Source organism: Microbacterium sp. KSW4-4 (assembly GCF_023091185.1).
GTDB lineage: Bacteria > Actinomycetota > Actinomycetes > Actinomycetales > Microbacteriaceae > Microbacterium > Microbacterium paraoxydans.
The window spans coordinates 710,831-737,090 of the sequence record NZ_JAHWXJ010000001.1 but is presented as its reverse complement, the minus strand read 5'-3'; the positions used below and the strand labels follow the sequence as shown (position 1 = coordinate 737,090).

The window sequence follows — 26,260 nt, the reverse complement described above, 5'->3', positions numbered from 1 at the left end:
GCCGATGTCCGTGGCCCCTCGTAGACTTGTTCGGTGCCCATCGTCCCCGTTGCTTCCCCAGGAAAACTCAGTGTCCGCGGCGCCCGCGTGCACAATCTCAAGAACGTCGACATCGACATCCCCCGTGACTCGCTGGTGGTCTTCACCGGCCTCTCCGGATCGGGGAAGTCGAGCCTCGCCTTCGACACGATCTTCGCCGAGGGGCAGCGTCGGTACGTCGAGTCGCTGAGCGCCTACGCGCGACAGTTCCTCGGCCAGGTCGACCGGCCGGACGTCGATTTCATCGAGGGGCTGAGCCCGGCGGTCTCGATCGATCAGAAGTCGACGAACCGCAACCCTCGGTCGACGGTCGGCACGATCACCGAGATCTACGACTACATGCGTCTGCTCTGGGCGCGCATCGGCGTTCCGCACTGTCCGGTGTGCGGGGAGAAGATCCAGCGTCAGACCGTCCAGCAGATCGCCGACCAGCTCATGGAGCTCCCGGAGCGCACCCGCTACCAGGTCGTCGCGCCGATCGTCTCGCAGAAGAAGGGCGAGTTCGTCGACCTGTTCCGGGAGCTCGGGGCGAAGGGGTACTCGCGGGCGATCGTCGACGGCGAGCTCATCCAGCTGGCCGAGCCGCCGACGCTCAAGAAGAGCTACAAGCACGACATCGCCGTGGTCGTCGACCGCCTCGTCGCCTCGCCGGACATCCTCGGACGTGTGACCGACTCGGTGGAGACCGCTCTCGGACTCGCCGGCGGTGTGGTGCAGGTCAACTACGTCGACGGCGAGGGAGACGACGCCTGGCAGACCTTCTCGGAGAAGCTCGCGTGCCCCAACGGCCACGCGCTCACCCTCACCGAGATCGAGCCGCGCACGTTCTCCTTCAACGCGCCGTTCGGCGCCTGCCCCGCCTGCTCGGGCCTCGGCACCCGCATGTCGGTGGACGTCGATCTGATGCTCGGCGACGAAGACCTCTCGATCCGCGAGGGCGTCATCATCCCGTGGACCACGCAGGGCAAGGGGCTCTTCCAGTACTACGAGCGCCTGCTCGAAGGACTCTCCCGCGACCTCGACTTCTCCCTCGACACCCCGTGGCGCGAACTGCACTCCGACGTCAAGGAAGCAGTCCTGCGCGGAGAGAACTACAAGGTCACCGTCAAGTGGAAGAACCGCTACGGCCGTGAGATGCGCTATGCCTCCGGTTTCGAGGGCGTGGTGCCGTACATCGAGCGGCAGTACCTGCAGGCCGAGTCAGACACCCAGCGCAGCCGGTGGGGCGAGTACCTCCGCGAGGTCCCGTGCCCGGTCTGCAACGGCGACCGTCTCAAGCCCGAGGTGCTGGCCGTGCAGGTGCACGGTCACTCCATCGCCGAGGTCTCGCACCTGAGCCTGGCCGACGCCCGGGCCTTCATGGAGAAGCTGCACCTCACCGACCGCGAGGCCAAGATCGCCGCCCAGGTGCTCCGTGAGATCCGGCTGCGCCTCGACTTCCTCCTCCAGGTCGGTCTGTCCTACCTCAACCTCAGCCGTTCGGCCGGCTCGCTGTCGGGTGGCGAGGCCCAGCGCATCCGCCTCGCCACGCAGATCGGCTCCGGGCTGACCGGCGTGCTCTACGTCCTCGACGAGCCGTCGATCGGACTGCACCAGCGCGACAACCGGCGTCTCATCGAGACGCTGCTCACGCTGCGCGATCTCGGGAACACCCTGATCGTCGTCGAGCACGACGAAGAGACGATCGAGGCCGCGGACTGGGTGGTCGACATCGGTCCCGGCGCGGGTGTGAACGGCGGAGCGGTGGTCCACTCCGGGCCGTACTCCGCGCTTCTCGCCGACACCGACTCCATGACCGGCGACTACCTCTCGGGCCGTCGAGAGATCCCGATGCCGGCGAAGCGCCGGAAGATCGACAAGAAGCGCATGCTGAGCGTCGTGGGCGCGCGCGCCAACAACCTCCGCAACGTCACGGCGGACTTCCCGCTCGGCGTCCTCACCGCGGTCACCGGCGTCAGCGGATCCGGGAAGTCGTCCCTCGTGAACGACATCCTGTACCAGGTGCTCGCGTCGCGGCTCAACGGCGCGCGAACGGTGCCGGGCAAGCACACCCGCGTGACCGGCCTCGACAACCTCGACAAGGTCGTGCACGTCGACCAGGCGCCGATCGGCCGCACCCCGCGATCGAACCCGGCGACCTACACCGGCGTCTTCGACCGCATCCGCACGCTCTTCAGCGAGACGCCCGAGGCGAAGGTCCGCGGCTACCAGCCGGGCCGGTTCAGCTTCAACGTCAAGGGCGGACGCTGCGAGGCCTGCTCGGGTGACGGCACGATCAAGATCGAGATGAACTTCCTCCCGGACGTGTACGTGGACTGCGAGGTGTGCCACGGCAAGCGGTACAACCGCGACACCCTCGCCGTGCACTACAAGGGCAAGAACATCGCCGAGGTGCTGGAGATGCCCATCGAGGAGGCGGCCGAGTTCTTCGAGCCGATCCAGGCCATCCACCGCTACATGAAGACCCTCGTCGACGTGGGGCTGGGGTACGTCCGCCTCGGGCAGTCCGCGACCACGCTCTCCGGTGGTGAGGCGCAGCGCGTGAAGCTCGCGACCGAGCTCCAGCGCCGCAGCAACGGTCGGAGCATCTACGTGCTCGACGAGCCGACGACGGGTCTGCACTTCGAGGACGTGCGCAAGCTCCTCGAGGTGCTGAACGGTCTGGTCGACAAGGGCAACACGGTGATCGTGATCGAGCACAACCTCGACGTGATCAAGTCGGCCGACTGGGTGATCGACCTGGGTCCGGAGGGCGGTTCCGGCGGCGGCACGATCCTCGCCACCGGCACGCCGGAGCAGATCGCGCGGGTCGAGGAGAGCCACACCGGCCAGTTCCTCGCCGAGATCCTGGGTGAGGGGCGCTCTGCGCGGAAGGCCAGCTGATGGCCGACGTGCTGCCGTACAAGCCCCGGGCGGGCGAGATCCCGACCGACCCGGGGGTGTACCGGTTCCGCGACGCCAACGGCCGGGTGCTGTACGTCGGGAAGGCGAAGAACCTCCGTCAGCGGCTGTCGAACTACTTCGCTCCGCTGCGGACGCTGCATGAGCGCACGCGTCGGATGGTGACGACGGCGGCGTCGGTGGAGTGGACGGTCGTGCCCACCGACGTCGACTCCCTCCAGCTCGAGTACATGTGGATCAAGGAGTTCGATCCGCCGTTCAACGTCAAGTACCGGGACGACAAGTCGTACCCGTTCATGGCCGTGACGCTGGGCGACGAGGCGCCGCGCGTGCTCGTGACTCGGAACCGGAAGATCCCGGGGGCCCGCTACTTCGGTCCCTATCCGAAGGTCTGGGCGGTGCACGAGACCATCGACCTGATGATCAAGGCCTTCCCCATCCGCACCTGCAGCGACGCGAGCTACAAGCGTGCGATGCAGACGGGCCGCCCGTGCTTCCCCGGGCAGATCGGCAAGTGCGGCGGGCCGTGCTCGATGACGGTGTCGATCGAGGAGCATCGCGCCATGGTCGACGATTTCGTCGCGTTCATGGCGGGCGGTGACGAACGCTTCACGCGCGAGCTCACGCAACGCATGCTCGCCGCGTCGGCGGCGATGGACTACGAGGCGGCCGCGAAGTTCCGGGACAAGCTCTCCGCGATCGAGGCCGTGCTCGGCAAGAGCGCCCTCGTGCTGCCGGCGGACGAGGACGCCGACCTGTTCGGCATCGCCGAGGACGAGCTCGCGGCCGCGGTGCAGCACTTCGTCATCCGCGGCGGTCGTGTTCGAGGGGTCCGGGCCCTGACGATCGAGAAGGAGATCGACATCTCCGGCGGGGAGCTCGTGGAGCAGGTCCTCCAGCAGGCTTACGGGGAGGCGCAGGACGTGCCGCGCCGCATCCTCGTCCCGGTGCTTCCCGACGACGCCTCCGAGCTGGAGGTGTGGTTGCGTGGACGTCGAGGCCGGAAGGTCGAGATCGCGGTGGCGCACCGCGGCCAGCGGGCCGACCTCATGCGCACGGCTACCCTGAACGCCCAGCAGGCGCTGATCAGGCACAAGACCCGTCGGACGAGCGACTACGTCGCGCGCACGCAGGCGCTGACCGACCTGCAGGAAGCGCTGGGCATGGAGGAGGCGCCGCTCCGGATCGAGTGCTTCGACATCTCGCACCTCGGGGGAACGAACGTGGTCGCTTCCATGGTCGTGTTCGAGGACGGGCTGCCGCGCAAGGACCAGTACCGCACCTTCAACATCGCGGAGACCACGGACGACACCGACTCCATGTACCAGGTGCTGCGGCGTCGGCTGGCCTACCTCGACCGCCCGGAGGAGCAGGAGACCGTCGACCCGACCACCGACGAGGTGGTCGCGGAAGACGTCGGCGAGGCGGGTGTGCGCCGGAAGCCCCGGTTCGCCTACCCACCGCAGCTGCTGCTCGTGGACGGAGGGCAGCCCCAGGTCGAGGCCGCTGCCCGAGCCCTCCGCGACTCCGGACACACCGAGATCGCCGTCTGCGGCATCGCCAAGCGCCTGGAGGAGATCTGGCTTCCGGGAGATGATTTCCCCGTCATCCTCCCGCGGACCAGCGAATCTCTCTACCTGCTCCAGCGGCTCCGCGATGAGGCGCATCGATTCGCCATCACGCACCAGCGGAAGAAGCGCAAGAAGGACATCACGACGGTGCTCGCCGAGGTGCCCGGTCTGGGTGCGTCGCGGATCAAGGTCCTGCTGAAGCACTTCGGCTCGGTCACGGCGCTGCGCTCCGCCGAACCCCACCAGATCCAGGAGGTCCAGGGGATCGGACCGGTGCTGGCCCAGAACATCCATACGCACCTGTCCACTCGCTAGGCTGGGAGGCCGAGGGGGAGAAGGAGCAGTGAGTAGCGATGTCTGACGGGGAGAAGGGCGAGTTCCTCATCGTCACCGGGATGTCCGGCGCGGGGCGCACCACGGTGGCCAATGCGCTCGAGGATCTCGGCTGGTACGTCGTGGACAACCTGCCGCCGCAGATTCTTCGTCCGCTGCTCGACCTCACCGGCATGGGCGGGGATTCGCTGCCGAAGGTCGCCGCGGTGGTCGACGTCCGCGGTCGCAACCTCTTCGACGACTTCCCCGAGGTGGCGCGTGTGCTGCGCACCCGGGGATCGATCCGCGTGCTGTTCCTCGATGCGTCCGACGACGTCCTCGTCCGTCGGTTCGAGGCGGTGCGTCGCCCCCACCCGCTCCAGGGCGATGGGACGCTTCTCGACGGCATCCGCACCGAGCGCACGCGGCTGGCGCCGATCCGCGAGGCCGCAGACCTCGTGATCGACACCACGGCGTTGAACATCCATCAGCTGGCGACGAAGGTGTCCGACATCTTCTCCGAGGAGGGGGAGGCGCGGCACCGCGTCACGCTGCTCAGCTTCGGATTCAAATACGGGCTCCCCACCGACGTCGACGTCGTCGCCGACATGCGGTTCCTGCCGAACCCGTACTGGAACGAAGACCTCCGCGGACTCACGGGGCAGGACGAGACGGTACGGGAGTACGTGCTCTCCCGCGACGGTGCGGAGGAGTTCCTCGACGCCTACGCGAAGGCTCTCGTCCCCGTCCTCGAGGGGTACCAGCGCGAGAACAAGAGCCACTCCACGATCGCCATCGGGTGCACGGGCGGCAAGCACCGTTCGGTCGCCATGTCCGAGGAGCTCGCCCGTCGACTGGCGGGAATCCCGGGCGTCGCGGTCAACGTCCGCCACCGCGACCTCGGCAGGGAATAGGCCCCCGAGCGAGTAAGCTGGAGGTTTGCGTCGCGACCCGGCGCGTGAACGTGAAGGAGTCTCGTGGCACTAACCACCGACGTCAAGGCTGAGCTCGTCAGCATCCGCAATGCACCCCCCACGGTGCGCGTCGCTGAGGTGACGGCCATCCTCCGGTTCGCCGGTGGTCTGCACTCCATCGCCGGCCGTGTGGCGGTGGAAGCGGAGGTCGATGCCGAGACCCTCGCCCGCCGTGTGGCCCGCGACCTCGCCGAGATCTACGGCGTCCGTCCGGAGATCGCCCAGGTGCAGTCGAGCACCGCCAACGACGGCGCCCGCTGGGCCGTTCGGGTCATCGCGCAGGGGGAGACCCTGGCCCGCCAGACCGGACTGCTCGACCAGCGTCGCCGCCCGGTCCGCGGACTCCCGAACCGCCTCACAACGGGTTCCCGTGCGGAGGTCGCCGGTCTCTGGCGCGGGGCGTTCCTCGCCGCGGGGACGCTCAGCGAGCCGGGCCGCTCCGCCATGCTCGAGGTCGCCTGCCCGTCGTCCGAGGCGGCCATGGCGCTCGTGGGTGCCGCTCACCGTCTCGGCGTCGCCGCGAAGGCCCGCGAGGTCCGCGGGCTTCCCCGCGTCGTCGTCCGCGAGGGCGAGGCCATCCGCACCATCCTCAGCGAGATGGGCGCCCAGCGCACCGCTCTCGCCTGGGAGGAGCTGCGACAGCGCCGCGAGGTGCGCGCCGGCGTCAACCGTCTCGTCAACTTCGACGACGCGAACCTCCGCCGTTCCGCGCAGGCCGCCGTGGCGGCGTGCGCCCGTGTCGAGCGCGCTCTCGAGATCCTGGCCGACGAGGTGCCCGACCACCTCCGTGTCGCCGGCGAGCTCCGCCTCGCGCACCGCGACGCCAGCCTCGACGAGCTGGGACACCACGCCGACCCTCCGCTCACCAAGGACGCCGTGGCCGGCCGCATCCGCCGCCTACTGGCGATGGCGGACAAGCGCGCGCAGCAGGAGGGCATCCCGGGGACCGAGGCCGCCGTCCCCGCCGGTCTCGACGTCTGATCCGGGTGACGCCGCCCTGGACGGCGTGTCAACCCCCGGAAGGATCCGGACACCCGAGGCGTTGTCGTCAGTAGGATGAAAGTCGTCCGCTCTCCGTCGCACATCGGCGACGCGGAGCATCGGCAAGCGCCGCGGCGCGGCGCGGATTGGATGAATGCGATATGGCAACCTACACGCTCCCCGACCTTCCCTACGACTTCGCCGCTCTCGAGCCGCACATCAGCGGCAAGATCATGGAGCTGCACCACGACAAGCACCACGCGACCTACGTCGCGGGCGCCAACACCGCGCTGGAGCAGCTGGCCGAGGCCCGCGAGAGCGGCAACCTCGCGAACGTGAACAAGCTCGAGAAGGACCTCGCGTTCAACCTCGGCGGGCACGTCAACCACTCGATCTTCTGGACCAACCTCTCGCCGAACGGTGGCGGCCAGCCCGAGGGCGAGCTCAAGGCGGCCATCGACGAGTACTTCGGCTCCTTCGAGAAGTTCCAGGCGCACTTCACCGCCGCCGCCACCGGGATCCAGGGTTCCGGCTGGGCCGTCCTGAGCTGGGACTCGATCGGCTCGCGCCTCATCATCCAGCAGCTCTTCGACCAGCAGTCGAACACCGCGCAGGGCACCATCCCGCTGTTCCAGCTGGACATGTGGGAGCACGCCTTCTACCTCGACTACCTCAACGTGAAGGCCGACTACGTCAAGGCCGCGTGGAACATCGCCAACTGGGAGAACGTCGCCCAGCGCCTCGAGGTCGCCCGTCAGCAGACGAACGGCCTGCTGGTACTGTCGTAATCGGGTCGCGTCCCGGCGGGCCCACGGCTCGTCGGGGCGCCATCTCAGCCAAAAAACCCGCGCATGGCGCACGCTCGACGGCGGCGCTCGGCGCATGAGAAACAGGGAGACCTGAGTGTCTGTCAAGATCGGTATCAACGGCTTCGGCCGCATCGGACGCAACTACTTCCGCGCAGCTCTCGCGCAGGGAGCAGACCTTGAGATCGTCGCGGTCAACGACCTCACCGACAACAAGACCCTGGCACACCTGCTGAAGTACGACTCGGTCAGCGGCGTCCTCGACGCCGAGATCACGTACGACGACGACAGCATCACCGTCGACGGCAAGGAGATCAAGGCCTTCGCAGAGCGTGACCCCGCCAACCTCCCGTGGGGCGAGCTGGGCGTGGACATCGTCATCGAGTCCACCGGCTTCTTCACCAACGCCGACGCCGCGCGCAAGCACATCGACGCCGGTGCGAAGAAGGTCCTCATCTCGGCTCCGGCCACGGGTGACGACCGCACCATCGTCATGGGCGTGAACGAGGAGACGTACAACCCGGAGACGGACCACATCATCTCCAACGCCTCCTGCACGACGAACTGCCTCGCGCCGCTGGCCAAGGTGTTCAACGACGCCTTCGGCATCGACCGTGGCTTCATGATGACGGCCCACGCCTACACCGCCGACCAGAACCTGCAGGACGGTCCGCACAAGGACCTCCGCCGCGCCCGCGCCGCCGCGATCAACATCACGCCGGCCTCGACGGGTGCCGCGAAGGCCATCGGCCTCGTCCTCCCGGAGCTGAACGGCAAGCTCAGCGGCTCCTCCTACCGCGTGCCGGTTCCTACGGGCTCGATCGTCGACCTGACGCTCATCACGGACCGCGAGAACCTCACGGTGGACGAGGTCAACGAGGCCTACAAGAAGGCTGCGGCCGAGGGTCGTCTGGCCGGGTACCTGCAGTACAACGAGGACCCGATCGTGTCGAGCGACATCGTGCACAACCCGCACTCGTCGATCTTCGATTCCACGCTCACCAACGTCAGCGGCAACCTGATCAAGGTCTCGAGCTGGTACGACAACGAGTGGGGCTACTCCAACCGTCTCGTCGACCTGACCGAGTACGTCGCCGAGCGCATCTGAGCTCCGACACATGACTCTGCGCACCCTGGCCTCACTGGGTTCGCTCGAGGGCAAGCGCGTCATCGTCCGTTGTGATCTGAACGTCCCCCTGCGGGACGGGGTCATCACGGACGATGGCCGTGTCCGCGCCTCGCTGCCGACCCTGAAGACCCTCATCGACGCGGGCGCCCGCGTCGTCGTCTGCTCGCACCTCGGCCGTCCCGACGGCGCCCCCGACCCGCAGTACAGCCTCGAGCCGGTCGCCCAGCGACTGTCCGAGCTGCTCGGCGCGCCGGTCGCCTTCGCGGGCGACACGGTCGGCGATGCCGCGAAGGATGCCGTGGCGTCCCTCGAGAACGGCCAGGTCGTCGTGATCGAGAACCTCCGGTTCAACCCCGGGGAGACCTCGAAGGACGACGCCGAGCGTGGTGCCTTCGCGGCGCAGCTCGCGGAGCTGGGCGACGTGCTCGTCTCCGACGGCTTCGGCGTCGTGCACCGCAAGCAGGCGAGCGTCTACGACCTCGCGAAGCTGCTGCCCTCGGCGGCCGGCCTCCTGATCGCGACCGAGCTCGACGTGCTCGACCGCCTGACGGAGAACCCGGAGCGTCCGTACGCGGTGGTGCTCGGTGGGTCCAAGGTGAGCGACAAGCTCGGAGTCATCTCCCACCTGCTGCCGCGGGTGGACCGCATCCTCGTCGGCGGTGGCATGCTCTTCACCTTCCTGAAGGCGCAGGGTCATGCCGTCGCGTCGAGCCTCCTCGAGGAGGACCAGCTCGACACCGTCCGGGGCTACATCGCCGAGGCGGCCGAGCGCGGCGTGGAGCTCGTGCTCCCCACCGACGTTGTCGTCGCCGCGTCCTTCGGCGCCGACGCGGACCACGAGGTGGCCGCCGCGGACGCGATCGAGGAGACGGCGTTCGGCTCGTCGGGCATCGGCCTGGACATCGGGCCGGAGACCGCGGCGCGCTTCGCCGAGGTCATCCGCGGATCGAAGACGGTGTTCTGGAACGGCCCGATGGGTGTGTTCGAGTTCCCCGCCTTCGCCGCGGGTACCAAGGCGGTCGCGCAGGCGCTGACCGAGGTCGACGGCCTGAGCGTCGTCGGCGGCGGCGACTCCGCCGCAGCCGTCCGCCAGCTGGGATTCACCGACGACCAGTTCGGGCACATCTCGACCGGCGGCGGCGCATCCCTCGAATTCCTCGAGGGCAAGAAACTACCTGGGCTGGAGGTCCTCGGATGGGCGTGAGCTCCCGTACCCCGCTGATCGCGGGCAACTGGAAGATGAACCTGGACCACCTGCAGGCGGTGGCGTTCGTGCAGAAGCTGCACTGGACGCTGAAGGACGCCAAGCACGAGGACGGATCCGTGGAGGTGGCGGTCTTCCCGCCCTTCACGGACATCCGCAGCGTGCAGACGCTGATCGATGCGGACAAGATCCCGTTCGCGTTCGGTGCACAGGATGTCTCGGCGCACGACTCCGGTGCGTACACGGGCGAGATCTCCGGGGCGTTCCTGGCGAAGCTCGACGCGAAGTACGTCATCATCGGACACTCCGAGCGTCGCGAGTACCACGCGGAGTCCGACGAGATCGTGGCCGGCAAGGTGAAGGCTGCGCTCAAGCACGGCCTCTCCCCGGTGATCTGCGTCGGCGAGACAGCGGAGGACCTGGAGAAGTTCGGTGCCAGCGCGGTTCCGGCCGGACAGCTCGAGGCCGCCCTCCAGGGCGTCTCCCCGTCGGCTGACATCGTCGTGGCGTATGAGCCCGTCTGGGCCATCGGGTCGGGCCAGGCGGCCACTCCGCAGCAGGCGCAGGATGTCTGCGCGGCGCTCCGCGGTGTGATCGCGAAGGTCCTCGGTGACGAGGCGGCGGCCCGCACCCGCATCCTCTACGGCGGCTCGGTCAAGGCGGCCAACATCGCCAGCTTCATGCGCGAGCCCGACGTGGACGGCGCTCTGGTCGGCGGCGCGAGCCTCGTCGTCGACGAGTTCGCGGCGATCATCCGCTTCGAGAAGCACGTCGGCGTGTGAGTGCGGCGGGGCTCCGGCCCCGCTGCACCGTATACTTGACCGTTACGGGGGCGCTCCGGCCCCAGCGAAAGGCTCTTTCCGTGGCAATCCTCGAGTTCGTCCTGCAGGTCGTGCTGGGCATCACCAGCGTCCTGCTGACTCTCCTCATCCTCTTGCACAAGGGTCGCGGCGGCGGCCTGTCCGACATGTTCGGCGGCGGCATGACCACTGCGGTCGGCTCCTCCGGTCTCGCGGAGCGGAACCTGAACCGCTTCACCGTCGTCCTGGCGCTCACGTGGTTCATCGCCATCGTGGCGCTCGGCCTCATCACGAAGTTCGAGGTGATCTGATGGCTACCGGTGGAAACGCGATCCGCGGTACCCGTGTCGGTTCCGGTCCCATGGGGGAGCAGGACCACGGCTACCACGCCGACCGCATCGCGGTGTCGTACTGGGACGGTCTCGGCAACGAGACTGTCCGCTACTTCGCCGCCGGTCTCCCCGAGGAGGAGATCCCGGAGATCATCGACCACCCGCAGTCCGGTCTTCCGGCCGGGCGCGACAAGGAGAACCCTCCTGCCGTCGCCAAGGCCGAGCCGTACAAGACGCACCTGGCATACGTGAAGGAGCGTCGCACGGACGAAGAGGCCGTCCAGCTCCTGGAGGACGCCCTCACCCAGCTCCGCGAGCGTCGGGGTCAGTGACCGTCGACTGAGCGAGAGGAGAAGCCGCCGTGGCGACCACGGCGGCTTCTGCCGTCTCAGCGGCAGCCGGCGGCCGCGTCGATGTAGTTCTGCGGGGGATACCCGTAGGCCCAGACCCCGTTCGCGTCGTCCGTGAATCCCATGCTGATCGCCCAGGCCGTCGCCCACTTCTCGATGCTGTCCTGGGTGGATGAGTCGTACATGTCCTGACATTTGACGCTGATGGCGTGGCCCACCTCGTGGGCGACGAGCGCCTTGCTGCGTTCCGCGGGCCACTGCTCCGCGACCGAGTCGGACAGCTCGATGACTGCGCGTCCCGGTGTGTCCCACCACCAGGTCGTGTAACCGCCCATACTGCCGTTGTATCCGGCGCCGTTGACGACGGGGGCCCAGTCGAACTCCAGCAGGACCCCGGGAGCGAGTGTGCGGGCGAAGGCCTCGATCTCGAGTCGAGCGTTCCGCAGCGGACCCGCCTTCTCCGCCATCTCCTCCGCCTCGGTCGCCACGACCTGCGCGGCCGCCTCCTGCAGTGCGACGTAGACGGAGGCGGTGGCGTCATCGACGGCGGTCACGGCCGAGGCGTCCGCGGCTGCGGCGCGCAGGGCGATCACGGCGTCGTTGCGGGCGGAGAGGTGCCCGGCCTCGAAGGTATCCGCGGCGCTTCCGGCTGCCGTGACGACCGCGATTCCGCTCTCGGAGACGGCGGTCCGGCCGTCGGCGGCGTCGGTGGAGGCCTTCCTCAGGTCGTCGACGAGGTCCTCCACCCGTTCCTGGTCCGCGTGGAGCTCCGCCGTGGCTCCGAAGAGCTCCCAGAACCACGACGGCTTCTCTCCGCTCTGCGGAGGCGTCGCCGCGGCGACCTTCTCGACCTCGGCGCCGATCGCCTCACCGTCGGCGACGGCAGACATCAACGAGTCCCAGGCGTCATCGGGCACGGGGAGGCTGGTGTCCCCGGTGTCGAGGATCACGTGTCCCGCTTCGGTCGATTCGACGAGTTCTCCGTAGCGGTGATCGACCTCCGTGCTCTGCGCCTGGAAGCTCCGCGAGGCCGTCTCGAAGTCGCTCCGGGCGTCGTCATAGCCGAGGTCCGCGGACACCTGCGCGGTGGCCAGGCCGCCGACCACGACGAATCCGCCGAGGAGGCCGACGACGACCCGACGGCGGGGGCGACGACGTCCTCCGCTCCCGGTGCTCGTAGCGTGGGAGGGTCGTGCATCCCGAGGTTGTGACAGCACGCTCGGCAGGTGGTGTCCACCGTGCGGTGGGCTCTGCGGCGCGACAGGTCCGGAGGGGAGCGCATCCGTCACGACATATCCATTCGCTCGGGCCTTCCGGTCGGGGACTGCGTGTATCTGCTGTCAGCGTATTGGACGCAGCGGGTCCCCGTCGCGGGGCGTGGGACTGCCAGGATGAGCGCATGCCAGGCGTGACGGTGCGGACGATGACCGTGGACGAGGCGAGGGACTGGGGCGCGGCCTGCTCGCGGCGGCGGAGCACGCGGCACGCGCTGCGGGCGCGACGGCGCTCGAGCTCAACGTCTTCGGCGGGAACCGGACGGCGATCGGGATGTACGAGACGGCGGGCTACGAGGTGGTCACGCAGCAGATGCGGAAGCAGCTCTGATCGGGGCGAGGCTGCGCGGAAGGAGAGGGGGTGACGGGAATCGAACCCGCGCAATCAGTTTGGAAGACTGAGACTCTACCATTGAGCTACACCCCCGGAACCGGAGTCCGGACTCCATCGATCATAGCGGACGGTCGGGCGTGCTCCTGTCCGTTAGACTCGATGGGGCTGAATCTGCGTGCGGATTCCCCGGGGCGTAGCTCAGCTTGGTAGAGCGCCCGCTTTGGGAGCGGGAGGTCGCAGGTTCAACTCCTGTCGCCCCGACTCGACCCCACGACCTTCCAGCCGCGTTCTGCGCGGAAACCACAAGGAGAACACACCAGCATGGCGAACAGCACCGTCGAGAAGCTGACCCCGACCCGGGTCAAGCTCACCATCACGGTCACCCCGGACGACCTCAAGCCCAGGATCGCGCACGCCTACGAGCACATCGCGCAGGACGTCCAGATCCCCGGCTTCCGCAAGGGCAAGGTGCCCGCTCCGATCATCGACCAGCGCATCGGCCGCGGCGCCGTCATCGAGCACGCCGTCAACGAGGGCCTGGACAAGTTCTTCCGCGAGGCGACCGCCGAGCACAAGCTCCGCATCGTCGGCCGTCCGTCGGCCGAGATCACGCAGTGGCCGAGCGAGAAGGACTTCTCGGGCGACCTCCTCGTCGACGTCGAGGTCGACGTGCGCCCGGAGATCGAGCTCCCCGACTACGCGGGCATCACCCTCGAGGTCGACGCCGTGGAGGCCGACGAGGCCGCCCTCGACGCCGAGCTGGAGAACATGCGCGCCCGCTTCGGCACGCTCATCCCCGTCGACCGCCCCGCGGCCAAGGGCGACTTCGTCGAGCTGGACCTCGTCGCCACCATCGACGGCGCCGAGATCGACCGCGCCGAGGGCGTCTCGTACGAGATCGGCTCCGGCGAGCTCCTCGAGGGCATCGACGACGCGATCGAGTCGCTCACCGCCGGTGAGGACACCACCTTCCGCTCCGCCCTCGTCGGCGGCGACCACGCCGGCAAGGAGGCGGAGGTCTCCGTCAGCGTCAAGGCCGTCAAGGAGCGCGAGCTTCCCGAGGCCGACGACGAGTTCGCGCAGATCGCGAGCGAGTTCGACACCATCGCCGAGCTGCGCGACAGCCTGCGTGAGCGCGTCGAGCAGCAGGGCGTCTTCACGCAGGGCTCCGCCGCCCGCGACAAGCTCGTCGAGACGCTTCTCGCGCAGATCGAGATCCCGGTCCCGCCGCAGCTCATCGAGGACGAGGTGCACAACCACCTCGAGGGCGAGGGTCGTCTCGAGGACGACGTGCACCGCGCCGAGGTGACCGAGGCCAGCGAGAAGCAGTTCCGCACGCAGGTGCTGCTCGACACGATCGCCGAGCAGGCCGACGTGCAGGTCTCGCAGGAGGAGCTCTCGCAGTACCTCATCCAGTCCGCCGCGCAGTACGGCATGGCGCCGCAGGAGTTCGTCGAGGCGCTGCAGTCCTCGAACCAGCTCCCCGCTCTGGTCGGCGAGGTCGCCCGGAACAAGGCGCTCGCGATCGCGCTGGGCAAGGTCAAGGTCGTGGACACCAACGGCAAGGCCGTCGACCTCTCCGACTTCGTCGTGACCGACGACGAGGACGAGAAGCCCGCCGAGGCCGAGGAGAAGCCGGCCGCGAAGAAGAAGGCTCCCGCCAAGAAGGCGGCCGCCAAGAAGGACGCCGACGCGGACGAGAAGCCCGCTGCGGAGAAGAAGCCCGCCGCCAAGAAGCCGGCGGCGAAGAAGGCTCCGGCCAAGAAGGACGCCGACACCGCCGAGTGATCGGCGCGGTCGAGTGAAGAGGGCGGGTGCTGCGGCATCCGCCCTCTTTCTCATCGAGGGAAGGGCGACGGGATGACGAGCTGGGACGACCGCATCGAGCAGGTGTGGGCGGAGGCCTCCGGAGAAGAGGTCGGCGACGAGACGATCGCGCGCATCGACGCCCTCGCCGCCGAACGGGGTGCGGACGACGCGAGGGCCGAGTTCGAGCGCGCCGGTGCTCGCGATTCCGCCGGGCGCCCGGCGGAGGCCGTGGAGCTGTACCGCCGCGCCCTGGCGCTCGGCCTCGACGAGGAGCACCGCCCGCAGTGCGTGATCCAGCTCGCGAGCTCGCTGCGCAACCTCGGTGACTACGACGAGGCGCTGAGGGTGATCCGCGCCGAGGAGGAGATCGCGGCGGACGGGCCGTATCGCGACGCGGTCGCGGTGGTGCACGCCCTCATCCTCGCGAGTGCCGGCCGGCCCGCGCAGGGCCTGTCGGTGGCCATCCTCGCACTCGTCCCGCACCTGCCGCGCTACCACCGGTCGATGACGGCGTACGCGCACGAGATCGCCGGCAGCGACACCTGATATGCCGACGGCGAACACGACCTAGGGGCTGTGCGCGCGCCGGTAGATTCGAATCACTGAAACACGGAAGCAGGAGCTGACATGGCTGAACCCCTCGTCGCGACAAGCGTCTTCGACAGGTTGCTGAAGGACCGCATCATCTGGCTCGGCTCGGAGGTGCGAGACGACAACGCCAACGAGATCTGCGCGAAGATCCTCCTTCTCGCCGCCGAAGACTCCGAGAAGGACATCTACCTCTACATCAACTCGCCGGGCGGCTCGATCACCGCGGGCATGGCGATCTACGACACGATGCAGTTCGTGCCGAACGACATCGTCACCGTCGGCATCGGCATGGCCGCGTCCATGGGCCAGCTGCTGCTGACGAGCGGCACCAAGGGCAAGCGCTACATCACGCCGAACGCCCGCGTGCTGCTGCACCAGCCGCACGGCGGCTTCGGCGGCACCGCGAGCGACATCCAGACCCAGGCGCAGCTCATCCTGTCGATGAAGAAGCGCCTCGCCGAGATCACCGCGTCGCAGACCGGCAAGCCCGTCGAGCAGATCAACGCCGACGGCGACCGCGACCGCTGGTTCACGGCGGAGGAAGCCCTCGAGTACGGCTTCGTCGACCACATCCGCGAGCACGCCAGCGACGTCACCGGCGGCGGCGGCACGGGCGTCGAGTAAGGATTCGAGAGGACACCATGTACACACCCACGTTCCAGTCCGCCGGAAACCTGCCCTCCAGCCGGTATGTGCTGCCGCAGTTCGAGGAGCGCACCGCCTACGGCTTCAAGCGCCAGGACCCGTACAACAAGCTGTTCGAAGACCGCGTGATCTTCCTCGGCGTGCAGGTCGACGACGCGTCGGCCGACGACGTCATGGCACAGCTCCTCGTCCTGGAGAGCCAGGACTCCGAGCGCGACATCACCATGTACATCAATTCGCCCGGTGGCTCCTTCACCGCGATGACGGCGATCTACGACACGATGCAGTACGTCGCGCCGCAGATCCAGACCGTCGTGCTCGGCCAGGCGGCCTCGGCCGCCTCCGTGCTGCTCGCGGCGGGCGCTCCCGGCAAGCGTCTCGCGCTGCCGAATGCCCGCGTGCTGATGCACCAGCCCGCAATGGGGGAGGCCGGGCACGGTCAGGCCTCCGACATCGAGATCCAGGCGGCGGAGATCCTCCGCATGCGCACCTGGCTCGAGGAGACCATGGCCCGTCACACCGGCAAGCCGGTCGAGCAGGTCAACCGCGACATCGATCGCGACAAGATCCTCTCGGCCAACGAGGCGCTGGAGTACGGCATCGTCGACCAGGTGCTCACCTCGCGCAAGCGCGCGTAGTCCGCATCCGCAGAGAAGGACGCCCGTCGGATCGACGGGCGTCCTTCTCGCGTCTCCGGCGGATGTGCGCGGGAAGACGGCGCGCCTGCGCATATGAGCAGATGGGTGCGCGAACGCTGAATCCGGCCTACCCTGGAGGAGGAAGGAGGACACCGTGGAAGAAGATCTGCTCATGGTCCGGGTCGCCGAGTTGTACTACGACGAGGACAAGACGCAGGACGAGATCGGTGGCCTCCTGAAGATCTCCCGGTGGAAGGTCGGGCGCCTCCTCACGCAGGCGCGGCAGCGCGGCATCGTCCGCATCGAGATCGTCCACCCGCGCGCCCGTCGGCTCGGCCTCGAGCGCGAGCTCGTGGAGCGGTTCGGGCTCGCCGACGCCGTGGTCGTCCCCTCGCCGGAGGGCGACGAGGGCACGCTGGAGCGCGTCGCTCAAGCAGCCGCCGACTTCCTGACCGCCCTTCGTCCGGTTCCGCGCACGCTCGGGGTGAGCTGGGGCAAGACCCTCCGCGCCGTGGCCGAGGCCCTGCCCGACGGCTGGGCGAACGGCGTCACCGTCGTGCAGCTCAACGGCGGTGTCAGCCTCAATCGGCGCTCAGGAGGGGCCGCGGGACTCGCGGTGACTATCGCCCAGCGAGCGTCCGGCCAGGTCTCGCTGCTGCCGAGCCCCGCGATCCTGGAGCACGTCGAGACGAAGCAGGCCATCGAAGGCGACCGCACCGTCGCGGCCGTGCTGGAGGAGGCTGCGGACGCTCAGGCGTTCCTGTTCACCGCCGGACCGTGCGATGCGACCTCCGCCCACGTCGAGAACGGCTATCTCACGGCCGCCGATGTGGAGGAGCTGGCGCGCCGCGGTGCCGTCGGCGACGTCCTCGGGCGCTACGTCGACGCCGAGGGCAACATCGTCGACCCGCAGTTGGACGCCCGCACGGTCGGCGTCTCGCTCGACCGCCTGCGCGGCGCCGCGCGGGCCATCTTCGTGACGGCGGGCCCCGCCAAGCACGACATCGCGCGCACGGTCGTGACCAGCGGCCTGTGCGGGGTCCTGGTGACCGATGAGACCACAGCACGAGCATTGTTGGAGGAACAGTGACGACGACAGAACTCAGCCGCAGGACGGCGGTGGACGTCCTCGGCGGTGAGCCGGATGACGCGACCCTCCGTCGTTTCCTGCACGGCCTCCCCGGCGTGGACGCCGTCGGGCTGGAGCAGCGCGCTGCCGGCCTCGGCACCCGCTCCATCAAGACGACGTCGAAGGCATGGGCCCTCGACACGATCATCAAGCTGATCGACCTGACCACCCTGGAGGGGGCGGACACCCCCGGCAAGGTCCGTTCGCTCGTCGCCAAGGCGAAGAACCCCGACGCCGCCGACCCCTCGACGCCCCGCGTCGCCGCGGTCTGCGTCTACGGCGACATGGTCGCCGGAGCGGTCGAGGCTCTCGGCAGCCTGCACGGCGACCCCGACGACGGCCTCATCTCGGTCGCCGCGGTGGCCACCGCCTTCCCGAGCGGCCGGTCCTCCCTCGCGATCAAGCTCGCCGACACCGCGGAAGCGGTGGCCGCGGGCGCGGACGAGATCGACATGGTCATCGACCGCGGCGCGTTCCTGTCCGGGCGCTACGGGCTGGTGTTCGACCAGATCGCTCAGGTCAAGGAGGCGTGCCGCCGTGAGGACGGCTCGTACGCTTCGCTCAAGGTGATCCTCGAGACCGGTGAGCTGAACACGTACGACAACATCAAGCGCGCCTCCTGGCTCGGCATCCTCGCCGGCGGCGACTTCATCAAGACCTCGACGGGCAAGGTGCAGCCGGCGGCGACGCTGCCGACCACGCTGCTCATGCTGGAGACGGTGCGCGACTGGTATCGCGGGACGGGGGAGCGCATCGGCGTGAAGCCCGCCGGCGGCATCCGCTCGTCGAAGGACGCGGTCAAGTACCTCGTCACTGTCGCCGAGACCGTGGGGGAGGAGTGGCTCCAGCCGCACCTGTTCCGCTTCGGCGCCTCGAGCCTGCTCAACGACGTGCTCCTGCAGCGCCAGAAGCTCACCACCGGCCACTACTCCGGCCCCGACTACGTCACGATCGACTGACTTCTTCGGCCGGTCCCTAAGCCGGTCGAAGGGCAGCAACCCAAGGGATTGAAATGAACTTCCTGGAATACGCTCCGGCTCCGGAGTCCACGGCGGTGCTGAACCTCAAGGACAGCTACGGGCTGTTCATCGACGGCGAGTTCGTCGACGGCTCCGGCACCCCCTTCCGCACCATCTCCCCGGCGACCGAGAAGGAGATCGCCGAGATCGCCTCCGCCGACGACGCGGACATCGACCGCGCCGTCGCCGCGGCCCGTCGCGCCTACGACAAGGTCTGGTCGCGCATGAGCGGCCGCGACCGGGGCAAGTACCTGTTCCGCATCGCCCGCCTCGTGCAGGAGCGCGCCCGCGAGCTCGCCGTCGCCGAGAGCCTCGACAACGGCAAGCCCATCAAGGAGAGTCGCGACGTGGACGTGCCGCTTGTCGCGTCCTGGTTCTTCTACTACGCGGGGTGGGCCGACAAGCTCGACTACGCAGGTCTGGGCGCGAACCCGCGCGCCCTGGGCGTCGCCGGGCAGGTCATCCCGTGGAACTTCCCGTTGCTGATGCTCGCCTGGAAGCTCGCGCCCGCGCTGGCGGCCGGCAACACGGTCGTGCTCAAGCCGGCCGAGACCACGCCGCTGACGGCGCTGATCTTCGCCGAGATCCTCCAGCAGGCCGATCTCCCTGCCGGTGTCGTGAACATCGTCACCGGAGCCGGGGCGACCGGTGCCGCCCTGGTCCGTCACCCGGACGTCGACAAGGTCGCCTTCACCGGCTCGACGGGTGTGGGTCGCGACATCGCCCGCGCCGTGGCAGGGACGAACAAGAAGCTGACGCTGGAGCTGGGTGGCAAAGCCGCGAACATCGTGTTCGACGACGCGCCGATCGATCAGGCCGTCGAAGGTATCGTCAACGGCATCTTCTTCAACCAGGGCCACGTGTGCTGCGCGGGCAGCCGCCTGCTGGTGCAGGAGTCGATCCACGACGAGGTCGTCGACCGGCTGAAGAACCGGCTGTCGACGCTGCGTCTCGGTGACCCGCTCGACAAGAACACCGACATCGGCGCGATCAACTCCGCCGCGCAGCTCGCCCGCATCCGCGAGCTCAGCGACATCGGCGAGGCCGAGGGCGCTGAGCGCTGGACCGCCGACTGCGCGATCCCGGAGCAGGGCTTCTGGTTCGCTCCGACGATCTTCACCGGCGTCGAGGCCTCGCACCGCATCGCCCGAGACGAGGTATTCGGGCCGGTGCTGTCGGTCCTCACCTTCCGGACGCCCGCCGAGGCGATCGCCAAGGCCAACAACACCCCGTACGGTCTCTCCGCCGGCATCTGGTCCGACAAGGGCTCGCGCATCCTCGCCGTCGCCGATCGGCTGCGTGCGGGCGTCGTGTGGGCGAACACGTTCAACCGTTTCGACCCGTCGAGCCCGTTCGGCGGCTACAAGGAGTCCGGGTACGGCCGCGAGGGCGGTCGCCAGGGGCTCACCGCCTACCTCAAGGGAGCCGCAGCATGAGCAAGCGACTGACCGTTCCGAAGACCTACAAGCTCGCGATCGGCGGGGCCTTCCCCCGGAGCGAATCCGGACGCACGTACGAGGTCGTCTCCCGCAAGGGCGCCTTCCTCGCCAACGCCGCCAAGGCCTCCCGCAAGGACGCCCGGGATGCGGTCGTCGCCGCGCGCGCCGCCGTGAAGGGCTGGTCGGGGGCGACGGCCTACAACCGCGGCCAGGTGCTCTACCGGGTCGCCGAGGTCCTGGAAGGGCGTCGCGCGCAGTTCGTCGACGAGATCGTGGCGCAGGAGGGCATCTCGTCCTCGGCGGCCACGGCGCAGGTCGACGAGGCGATCGATCTCTGGGTCTGGTACGCCGGCTGGTGCGACAAGTACGCCCAGGTGGCGGGAAACGCGAACCCCGTCTCCGGTCCGTACTTCAACATCTCGGTGCCCGAGCCCACCGGTGTGGTCGCCATCGTGGCCCCGCAGGACTCGGCGCTGCTCGGCCTGGTCTCGGTGGTCGCCCCGGCCCTCGTCGCCGGGAACACCGTCGTCGTGGTCGCGAGCGAGCAGTACCCGCTCTCCGCGATCAGTCTCGCCGAGGTGCTCGCGACCAGCGACGTTCCCGGCGGCGTGGTGAACGTGCTCACCGGTTCGCCGGCGGAGATCGCGCCGTGGCTCGCCTCGCACCAGGATGTGAACGCCCTCGACCTCGCCGGCGCGGGCGCGCTGGAGTGGATCGACATGCAGATCGCCGCGGCGGAGACGCTGAAGCGCGTGCTCGCCCCCGGCGACGTGGTCGCCTCGCCGGAGCGGATCGCCGCGTTCACCGAGGTCAAGACGGTCTGGCACACCAAGAGCATGGTCTGACGACACGTCACGATGACCGAGGGCCCCGTCGCGCATCGCGCGGCGGGGCCCTCGTCGTGCAACCAGCGTGCGGGCGACGCCGGTGCTGTGGTTTCATGACGGCATGATGGCGATCTCCGGCGTCCGCGCCCGCCCCGGGCGAGTGACGCTCGTGCTGGCGGCGATCCTGCTTCTCGGCGGCTGCGCTGCGGCGCCGGCCGACGTCGCCGCCGGAGAGCCGACGCCGACGGTGACTCCCACCGTCGCCTGCCCGCAGGTGGACGGCGCCGAGCTTCCGCCGGAGTGTGCGCCGTACGACCCGGAACACGCGATGGAACAGAACGACCGGCATCGTGAGCGCATGGAGACGTCGGCCGAGGCGCGGGCGGCCGCCGAGCAGCCGGTGGCGGACCTCCGCGTGCGTCTCGAAGCGCTGCGCACGGAGAGCACGATCTCGGTGACCGCCGTCGAGGACGCCTTGCGCGAGGTCGGCCTCGTCCATCACGTCGCCCGGGGGGATGCGCGCGCGGTGGCGTTCGGGGCCGACGGTCCCGAGGGCGGCTGCGTCTTCGGAGAGGTGCGTCCGGACGACGTCCGGATCGATGTCGGGGGATACATCATGGACGGCGGCTGCCTCCCCGCGGAATGACGGTGGAGGCACCGTCGTCCGTCGGACCCGCCGAACGACTCGTCGCCAATGCGGCCCGGTGTCGCATGCAGCGGTTAGGCTCGAAGAACGATCCTGATCCCCCCGAGGAGGACGCGCATGGCCCGCATCGGTGAAAGCGCTGACCTGTTCAAGTGCTCTTTCTGCGGAAAGAGCCAGAAGCAGGTGCAGCAGCTCATCGCCGGACCCGGCGTGTACATCTGCGACGAGTGCGTCGAGCTCTGCAACGAGATCATCGAAGAGCGCATGGCGGAGTCGTCCGCCGAGGGGGTCGCCGAGTTCGAGCTGCCGAAGCCCCGCGAGATCTTCACGTTCCTCGAGGAATACGTCGTCGGACAGGAGCCCGCGAAGCGTGCGCTGTCCGTCGCCGTCTACAACCACTACAAGCGCGTGCGCGCTCACGGCACCCTGCAGCCTGCTGAGCAGAAGGCCGAAGAGGTCGAGATCGCCAAGAGCAACATCCTGCTGATCGGGCCCACAGGCTGCGGCAAGACCTACCTGGCGCAGACGCTCGCCAAGCGCCTCAACGTGCCGTTCGCCGTCGCCGACGCGACGGCACTGACCGAGGCGGGCTACGTCGGCGAAGACGTCGAGAACATCCTGCTCAAGCTCATCCAGGCCGCCGACTACGACGTGAAGCGCGCCGAGCAGGGCATCATCTACATCGACGAGGTCGACAAGATCGCCCGCAAGGCCGAGAACCCGTCGATCACCCGCGACGTGTCGGGTGAGGGCGTGCAGCAGGCGCTGCTGAAGATCATCGAGGGCACGGTCGCCTCGGTGCCGCCGCAGGGTGGTCGCAAGCACCCGCACCAGGAGTTCCTGCAGATCGACACCTCGAACGTGCTCTTCATCGTGGCCGGGGCCTTCGCCGGTCTGGAGGACATCGTCTCGGCGCGCGTCGGCAAGCACGGTGTCGGCTTCGGTGCTCCGCTGCACGACAAGGGCAAGGACCTCGACCTGTTCAGCGAGGTGCTCCCGGAAGACCTCCACAAGTTCGGTCTCATCCCGGAGTTCATCGGTCGTCTGCCCGTCGTGACGAACGTGTCACCGCTCGACCAGGCCGCCCTCATCGACATCCTCACCGGTCCGCGCAACGCCCTCGTCAAGCAGTACCAGCGCATGTTCGAGCTCGACGGGGTCCAGCTGGAGTTCGAGGAGGACGCGCTGCGGTCGATCGCCGACCTCGCCGTCGAGCGCAAGACCGGTGCCCGCGGACTCCGTGCCATCCTCGAGGACGTGCTCGGTCCGGTGATGTTCGAGATCCCCTCTGCCGAGGACGTCGCGAAGGTGATCATCACCCGTGCCGCCGTCGACGAGGGCGCCCCGCCCACCATCGTGATGGAGCGCAAGCGCAAGAGCGCCTGAGCCATGGGCGCTGACCCCGTTCCGTGGACGACCGTCGCGCGGAGGACGCTCGTCGCTGATCGGTGGATCAGGGTGCACGCGGATGAGTGTGTCGACGAGCACGGCCGCCGGATAGCGCCGTACTACGTCCTCGAGTACGGCGACTGGGTCTCCGTCCTCGCCGTCGATCGCGATGGCGCAGCGATCGTGGTCGAGGAGTACCGCCACGGAGCGGGAGTCCTCGCGTTGGGCACGATCGGCGGGGGAGCGGAGCCCGGCGAGCGTCCGGAAGACGCGGCTACGCGCGAACTCCGGGAGGAGACCGGGTGCGTCGCCGACGAGTGGGTGGCCCTCGGCTCGACCTGGGCGAACTTCGGAACGCACACGAACAAGGTCCATCACTTCCTCGCTCTCGGCTGCATACGCGTCGCTGAGCAGTCCCTGGATGAGCACGAGGCCGTCGTCGTGCGGTCCCTGCCGCTGGACCTGGCGGGGGAGCAACTCACCCAGAGCTACCACCAGCTCACCTGGTACAAGGCGATGGACCGACTGCGGCGATAGGACCTGAACGCCTGCTCAGGCCACGGGCATGAGCAGGTCCGTGCGGAGCTCGTCGGGATCGACACCGGGGTCCGAGACGTAGACCTCGATCCAGACGCCACTCGGGTGCATCCCGGCCTCCGCCGCACGCGCGACCAGCGCCGCCCATCCGGCGCCGAGGCCGTCGTAGGAACCGAGGACGGTGGTCGCGACGGCCTTCCCTGTCGGCAGGGTCGAGGTGGTGATGGCAGTTCCGTCGCCCGTGGCGATCGGGTCGGAGGGTGGGGCCTGCACCGGGAAGCCGAGCTCCAGGTCGAACACGCCCATCGGATCGCCGTGGTAGATCGCGAGCGCCGGGCCGGCCGGAATCAGGGTGCCCGCAGCGAAGGCGGCACCGATCGCCGCGTATCCGGAGTCGAAGGCATCGCGAAGGTCGGCGATCCGGATGCCCTCGTGGCGGATGACGGCCAGGGGGACGGCGTCCAGCTCCAGGGTGTCTGCGGGGCCGAAGGGAGCGTCGGGGAATGCGTCCATGCGCTCAGGGTCTCACGACTCAGGAATCGAGTCCACGGCGTTTCAGGAGCGGCTCGATCTCGGCGTCTCGACCGCGGAAGTCGCGGTAGGCGGCCAGCGGGTCCTTTGAGCCGCCGACGCCGAGCAGCCGGTCGCGGAAGCGGTCTCCATTGGTGCGGGTGAGGCCGCCGTTCTCCCGGAACCACTCCACGGTGTCGGCGTCGAGCACCTCACTCCAGATGTACGAGTAGTACCCGGCGCTGTAGCCGCCGGAGAAGACGTGGGCGAAGTAGGTGGAGGAGTACCGGGTCGGGACGGCGGGATCGTCGAGGCCGATGTCCGCCAGTGCGGCCGCCTCGAAGTCGGCGACATCGTCCACTGCATCGTCGACGGAGAGCCGGTGCCACGCCTGATCCAGCCACGCCGCGGCGAGGTACTCGCTGGTCGCGTGGCCCTGGTCGAAGGTCGCGGTGTCCCGCAGCCGCGCCACGATGGCGGGATCCAGCGGCTCGCCGGTCTCATGGTGCCGGGCGTAGTGGTCGAGGACCTCGGGCCAGAGGATCCACATCTCGTTCACCTGGCTCGGGAACTCGACGAAGTCGCGGAACACGTTGGTCCCGGCGAAGTGCGGGTAGGTCACCGTGGCGAACAGGCCGTGCAGAGCGTGCCCGAACTCGTGGAACAGCGTCGTCACCTCGTCGAGCGTCAGCAACGTGGGCTCGCCGTCCCCGGGCTGCGGGACGTTGAGATTGTTGACCACGACCGGGGCGCTGCCGCGCAGACGGGACTGGCTGACGATCGCGTTCATCCAGGCGCCGCCGCGCTTGGAGTCGCGGGTGTAGAGGTCGAGCACGTAGAGCCCGAGTGGGGAGTCGTCGGCGTTGCGCACCTCGAAGACGCGGGCCTGCGGGTGGTAGGCAGCGAGGTCGTGCCGTTCGTGGAAGGTCACCCCGTACAGGCGGTTCGCCGCGAAGAACACGCCGTCCTGCAGCACGCGCTCCGCCTCGAACCAGGGGCGCAGGGCGGCGGTGTCGATGGCGTAGCGGGCGGTGCGCACGCGCTCGGTGTAGAACGCCCAGTCGTGGGCTTCCACGGGGAAGGGGTCCGGTTCGGTCTCGTCGACGATCGCCTGGAGCGCGTCCCGTTCGGTGCGGGCGTTACGCGCGGACGGCGCGGACAATCGGCGCAGCATCCGCTCGACGGCCTCGGGGGAGCCCGCCGTCTCGTCGGCGGTGACGTACGCGGCATGCGAGGCGTAGCCGAGGAGGCGCGCGCGCTCGGCGCGGAGGCGCACGATCTCGCGCAGCACCGGGCGGTTGTCGTTGCCGTTGTCGCGGGAGCCCCGCGCGCGCGACGCCGCCATGATCCGGCGACGGGATTCCCGCACCGCGAGCCGTGCGAGGGCCGGATGGCCGGTGAACAGCGGCAGGGTGAGGAGGTAGCGGCCGTCGAGCCCGCGGTCGGCCGCGGCGCGTGCGGCCGCGGACAGCTCGCCGGCGCTGAGGCCCTCCAGTTCGGCGGCGGAGTCGAAGACCACGGCGAGGTCGTTCGTATCGCTCAGCAGATTCCGCTCGAAGGTGTTCGTGAGCACGGACAGCTTCTGGTTCAGAGCCGTGAGCTGCGCCTTCGCCTCGTCGTCGAGCCCGGCGCCGGCATGCGTCATCTCGCGGTGGTAGCGCTCCACGAGGTAACGATGCTCAGGATCGAGGTCGAGGGTGTCGCGTTGCTCGTACACGTGGGCCACGCGCGCGTAGAGCGCAGCATCGAGCGTGATCGCATCCTGGTGGGCGGCCATGAGCGGCGCGAGCTCCTCGTCGATCGCCTGGATCTCCGGCGTGGCATCGGCGGAGCTCACCGTGTAGAACGCGTGCGCCACCCGGTCGAGGAGCGCGCCGGACCTCTCCAGCGCCTCGAGGGTGTTCTCGAACGTCGGCATCGACCGTACGCGGGTGATGTTCGCGACCTCGGCGAGCTGCTCCGCGAACCCGGCGCGGAAGGCGGGGAGGTAGTGCTCCGGACGGATGGCCCGATAGTCCGGGAGCCCGAAGGGGAGGGTCGACGGCTGCAGCAGCGGGTTCGTGGCGTCGCTCAT

The 26,260-nt window shown here is 68.9% G+C and carries 24 protein-coding genes, 2 tRNA genes and 1 pseudogene; 23 read left to right on the top strand and 4 right to left on the bottom strand.

What is annotated here, in order from left to right; all coding sequences use genetic code 11:
* The first annotated feature begins 33 nt into the window (after nucleotides 1-33).
* The 10 genes from uvrA to KZC57_RS03650 all read left to right on the top strand — a co-directional run bounded on the left by uvrA (nucleotide 34) and on the right by KZC57_RS03650 (nucleotide 11,381).
* Complete coding sequence (gene uvrA, locus KZC57_RS03695; RefSeq protein WP_247641071.1) at nucleotides 34-2,922, top strand: excinuclease ABC subunit UvrA; 2,889 nt, start codon at nucleotides 34-36, stop codon at nucleotides 2,920-2,922.
* Entirely contained in the window at nucleotides 2,922-4,826 is a 1,905-nt protein-coding gene (uvrC, locus tag KZC57_RS03690) for an excinuclease ABC subunit UvrC (RefSeq protein WP_144881264.1), read from the top strand. The genes uvrA and uvrC overlap by 1 nt, the downstream gene beginning before the upstream one ends.
* Before the next feature lie 38 nt (nucleotides 4,827-4,864).
* Nucleotides 4,865-5,737 (top strand): RNase adapter RapZ, encoded by an 873-nt coding sequence (rapZ, locus tag KZC57_RS03685; protein ID WP_060921192.1) that lies wholly within the window; start codon nucleotides 4,865-4,867, stop codon nucleotides 5,735-5,737.
* Between the two features lie 63 nt (nucleotides 5,738-5,800).
* Nucleotides 5,801-6,778: a DNA-binding protein WhiA gene (gene whiA / locus KZC57_RS03680; RefSeq protein ID WP_060921191.1), complete on the top strand. Its 978-nt coding sequence runs from the start codon at nucleotides 5,801-5,803 to the stop codon at nucleotides 6,776-6,778.
* A 161-nt stretch (nucleotides 6,779-6,939) separates the two neighbouring features.
* On the top strand, nucleotides 6,940-7,566 hold the full coding sequence (locus KZC57_RS03675) for a superoxide dismutase (RefSeq protein ID WP_025105027.1): 627 nt from the start codon (nucleotides 6,940-6,942) through the stop codon (nucleotides 7,564-7,566).
* A 115-nt stretch (nucleotides 7,567-7,681) separates the two neighbouring features.
* Nucleotides 7,682-8,692, top strand: a complete 1,011-nt coding sequence (gap, locus tag KZC57_RS03670) for a type I glyceraldehyde-3-phosphate dehydrogenase (RefSeq protein WP_025105026.1) — start codon at nucleotides 7,682-7,684, stop codon at nucleotides 8,690-8,692.
* A gap of 10 nt (nucleotides 8,693-8,702) precedes the next feature.
* A complete protein-coding gene (gene pgk, locus KZC57_RS03665; RefSeq protein WP_247641070.1) occupies nucleotides 8,703-9,917 on the top strand; it encodes a phosphoglycerate kinase in 1,215 nt (404 codons plus the stop codon).
* The gene (tpiA, locus tag KZC57_RS03660; RefSeq protein WP_025105024.1) at nucleotides 9,908-10,699 is read left to right on the top strand and encodes a triose-phosphate isomerase; all 792 of its coding nucleotides are present in this window, start codon (nucleotides 9,908-9,910) and stop codon (nucleotides 10,697-10,699) included. Before pgk ends, tpiA begins: the two co-directional genes overlap by 10 nt.
* An 80-nt stretch (nucleotides 10,700-10,779) precedes the next feature.
* Nucleotides 10,780-11,028 (top strand): preprotein translocase subunit SecG, encoded by a 249-nt coding sequence (gene secG / locus KZC57_RS03655; protein WP_025105023.1) that lies wholly within the window; start codon nucleotides 10,780-10,782, stop codon nucleotides 11,026-11,028.
* Entirely contained in the window at nucleotides 11,028-11,381 is a 354-nt protein-coding gene (locus KZC57_RS03650) for an RNA polymerase-binding protein RbpA (RefSeq protein ID WP_025105022.1), read from the top strand. Before secG ends, KZC57_RS03650 begins: the two co-directional genes overlap by 1 nt.
* 56 nt (nucleotides 11,382-11,437) lie before the next feature.
* Here the strand turns inward: KZC57_RS03650 and KZC57_RS03645 are convergent, their stop codons facing one another.
* Nucleotides 11,438-12,688 carry a hypothetical protein gene (locus KZC57_RS03645; protein WP_247641069.1) on the bottom strand — a complete coding sequence of 417 codons (1,251 nt, stop codon included), beginning with the start codon at nucleotides 12,686-12,688 and terminating at the stop codon, nucleotides 11,438-11,440.
* A 154-nt stretch (nucleotides 12,689-12,842) separates the two neighbouring features.
* On the opposite strand from KZC57_RS03645, the pseudogene KZC57_RS03640 reads away from it, so the two are divergent.
* Nucleotides 12,843-13,004, top strand: a pseudogene (locus KZC57_RS03640) (GNAT family N-acetyltransferase); the annotation flags it as partial.
* Nucleotides 13,005-13,029: 25 nt separating this feature from the next.
* Here KZC57_RS03640 and KZC57_RS03635 read toward each other — a convergent pair.
* Nucleotides 13,030-13,100 (bottom strand) — tRNA-Gly (locus KZC57_RS03635).
* A gap of 94 nt (nucleotides 13,101-13,194) precedes the next feature.
* Between KZC57_RS03635 and KZC57_RS03630 the strand changes: the two genes are divergently transcribed.
* The 12 genes from KZC57_RS03630 (at nucleotide 13,195) to KZC57_RS03575 (ending at nucleotide 23,676) form a co-directional block, all read left to right on the top strand.
* Nucleotides 13,195-13,268, top strand: a tRNA-Pro gene (locus tag KZC57_RS03630).
* 60 nt (nucleotides 13,269-13,328) lie between these two features.
* The gene (tig, locus tag KZC57_RS03625; RefSeq protein WP_247641068.1) at nucleotides 13,329-14,795 is read left to right on the top strand and encodes a trigger factor; all 1,467 of its coding nucleotides are present in this window, start codon (nucleotides 13,329-13,331) and stop codon (nucleotides 14,793-14,795) included.
* A gap of 72 nt (nucleotides 14,796-14,867) precedes the next feature.
* On the top strand, nucleotides 14,868-15,362 hold the full coding sequence (locus tag KZC57_RS03620) for a tetratricopeptide repeat protein (protein ID WP_025105019.1): 495 nt from the start codon (nucleotides 14,868-14,870) through the stop codon (nucleotides 15,360-15,362).
* An 81-nt stretch (nucleotides 15,363-15,443) separates the two neighbouring features.
* Nucleotides 15,444-16,031, top strand: coding sequence for an ATP-dependent Clp protease proteolytic subunit (locus KZC57_RS03615; RefSeq protein WP_025105018.1), 588 nt, complete (start codon nucleotides 15,444-15,446; stop codon nucleotides 16,029-16,031).
* A 17-nt stretch (nucleotides 16,032-16,048) separates the two neighbouring features.
* The gene (locus tag KZC57_RS03610; protein ID WP_025105017.1) at nucleotides 16,049-16,690 is read left to right on the top strand and encodes an ATP-dependent Clp protease proteolytic subunit; all 642 of its coding nucleotides are present in this window, start codon (nucleotides 16,049-16,051) and stop codon (nucleotides 16,688-16,690) included.
* A gap of 154 nt (nucleotides 16,691-16,844) precedes the next feature.
* Complete coding sequence (locus tag KZC57_RS03605) at nucleotides 16,845-17,780, top strand: sugar-binding transcriptional regulator (protein ID WP_247641067.1); 936 nt, start codon at nucleotides 16,845-16,847, stop codon at nucleotides 17,778-17,780.
* Nucleotides 17,777-18,778: a deoxyribose-phosphate aldolase gene (gene deoC, locus KZC57_RS03600; RefSeq protein WP_025105015.1), complete on the top strand. Its 1,002-nt coding sequence runs from the start codon at nucleotides 17,777-17,779 to the stop codon at nucleotides 18,776-18,778. The genes KZC57_RS03605 and deoC overlap by 4 nt, the downstream gene beginning before the upstream one ends.
* Nucleotides 18,779-18,831: 53 nt before the next feature.
* A complete protein-coding gene (locus KZC57_RS03595; protein ID WP_144881258.1) occupies nucleotides 18,832-20,274 on the top strand; it encodes an aldehyde dehydrogenase family protein in 1,443 nt (480 codons plus the stop codon).
* Nucleotides 20,271-21,122 (top strand): aldehyde dehydrogenase family protein, encoded by an 852-nt coding sequence (locus KZC57_RS03590; RefSeq protein WP_247641066.1) that lies wholly within the window; start codon nucleotides 20,271-20,273, stop codon nucleotides 21,120-21,122. Before KZC57_RS03595 ends, KZC57_RS03590 begins: the two co-directional genes overlap by 4 nt.
* A 103-nt stretch (nucleotides 21,123-21,225) precedes the next feature.
* On the top strand, nucleotides 21,226-21,750 hold the full coding sequence (locus tag KZC57_RS03585; RefSeq protein ID WP_247641065.1) for a hypothetical protein: 525 nt from the start codon (nucleotides 21,226-21,228) through the stop codon (nucleotides 21,748-21,750).
* A 117-nt stretch (nucleotides 21,751-21,867) separates the two neighbouring features.
* Nucleotides 21,868-23,136 carry an ATP-dependent Clp protease ATP-binding subunit ClpX gene (gene clpX / locus KZC57_RS03580; protein WP_025105011.1) on the top strand — a complete coding sequence of 423 codons (1,269 nt, stop codon included), beginning with the start codon at nucleotides 21,868-21,870 and terminating at the stop codon, nucleotides 23,134-23,136.
* Between the two features lie 3 nt (nucleotides 23,137-23,139).
* Nucleotides 23,140-23,676: an NUDIX hydrolase gene (locus KZC57_RS03575; RefSeq protein WP_247641064.1), complete on the top strand. Its 537-nt coding sequence runs from the start codon at nucleotides 23,140-23,142 to the stop codon at nucleotides 23,674-23,676.
* A gap of 15 nt (nucleotides 23,677-23,691) precedes the next feature.
* Here the strand turns inward: KZC57_RS03575 and KZC57_RS03570 are convergent, their stop codons facing one another.
* Complete coding sequence (locus KZC57_RS03570; RefSeq protein WP_247641063.1) at nucleotides 23,692-24,189, bottom strand: GyrI-like domain-containing protein; 498 nt, start codon at nucleotides 24,187-24,189, stop codon at nucleotides 23,692-23,694.
* Between the two features lie 19 nt (nucleotides 24,190-24,208).
* Nucleotides 24,209-26,260, bottom strand: a complete 2,052-nt coding sequence (locus KZC57_RS03565; RefSeq protein ID WP_247641062.1) for a M3 family metallopeptidase — start codon at nucleotides 26,258-26,260, stop codon at nucleotides 24,209-24,211.

What these genes read in the sequence shown, in the direction of transcription:
- KZC57_RS03650 (WP_025105022.1), top strand. Translation starts at nt 11,028, where the DNA reads ATGGCTACCGGTGGAAACGCGATCCGCGGTACCCGTGTCGGTTCCGGT.
- clpX (WP_025105011.1), top strand. Translation starts at nt 21,868, where the DNA reads ATGGCCCGCATCGGTGAAAGCGCTGACCTGTTCAAGTGCTCTTTCTGC.
- pgk (WP_247641070.1), top strand. Translation starts at nt 8,703, where the DNA reads ATGACTCTGCGCACCCTGGCCTCACTGGGTTCGCTCGAGGGCAAGCGC.
- KZC57_RS03610 (WP_025105017.1), top strand. Translation starts at nt 16,049, where the DNA reads ATGTACACACCCACGTTCCAGTCCGCCGGAAACCTGCCCTCCAGCCGG.
- uvrC (WP_144881264.1), top strand. Translation starts at nt 2,922, where the DNA reads ATGGCCGACGTGCTGCCGTACAAGCCCCGGGCGGGCGAGATCCCGACC.
- KZC57_RS03585 (WP_247641065.1), top strand. Translation starts at nt 21,226, where the DNA reads ATGATGGCGATCTCCGGCGTCCGCGCCCGCCCCGGGCGAGTGACGCTC.
- tig (WP_247641068.1), top strand. Translation starts at nt 13,329, where the DNA reads ATGGCGAACAGCACCGTCGAGAAGCTGACCCCGACCCGGGTCAAGCTC.
- KZC57_RS03575 (WP_247641064.1), top strand. Translation starts at nt 23,140, where the DNA reads ATGGGCGCTGACCCCGTTCCGTGGACGACCGTCGCGCGGAGGACGCTC.
- KZC57_RS03595 (WP_144881258.1), top strand. Translation starts at nt 18,832, where the DNA reads ATGAACTTCCTGGAATACGCTCCGGCTCCGGAGTCCACGGCGGTGCTG.
- KZC57_RS03590 (WP_247641066.1), top strand. Translation starts at nt 20,271, where the DNA reads ATGAGCAAGCGACTGACCGTTCCGAAGACCTACAAGCTCGCGATCGGC.
- KZC57_RS03615 (WP_025105018.1), top strand. Translation starts at nt 15,444, where the DNA reads ATGGCTGAACCCCTCGTCGCGACAAGCGTCTTCGACAGGTTGCTGAAG.
- tpiA (WP_025105024.1), top strand. Translation starts at nt 9,908, where the DNA reads ATGGGCGTGAGCTCCCGTACCCCGCTGATCGCGGGCAACTGGAAGATG.
- KZC57_RS03565 (WP_247641062.1), bottom strand. Translation starts at nt 26,260, where the DNA reads ATGAGCGACGCCACGAACCCGCTGCTGCAGCCGTCGACCCTCCCCTTC.
- rapZ (WP_060921192.1), top strand. Translation starts at nt 4,865, where the DNA reads ATGTCTGACGGGGAGAAGGGCGAGTTCCTCATCGTCACCGGGATGTCC.
- KZC57_RS03570 (WP_247641063.1), bottom strand. Translation starts at nt 24,189, where the DNA reads ATGGACGCATTCCCCGACGCTCCCTTCGGCCCCGCAGACACCCTGGAG.
- KZC57_RS03620 (WP_025105019.1), top strand. Translation starts at nt 14,868, where the DNA reads ATGACGAGCTGGGACGACCGCATCGAGCAGGTGTGGGCGGAGGCCTCC.
- KZC57_RS03675 (WP_025105027.1), top strand. Translation starts at nt 6,940, where the DNA reads ATGGCAACCTACACGCTCCCCGACCTTCCCTACGACTTCGCCGCTCTC.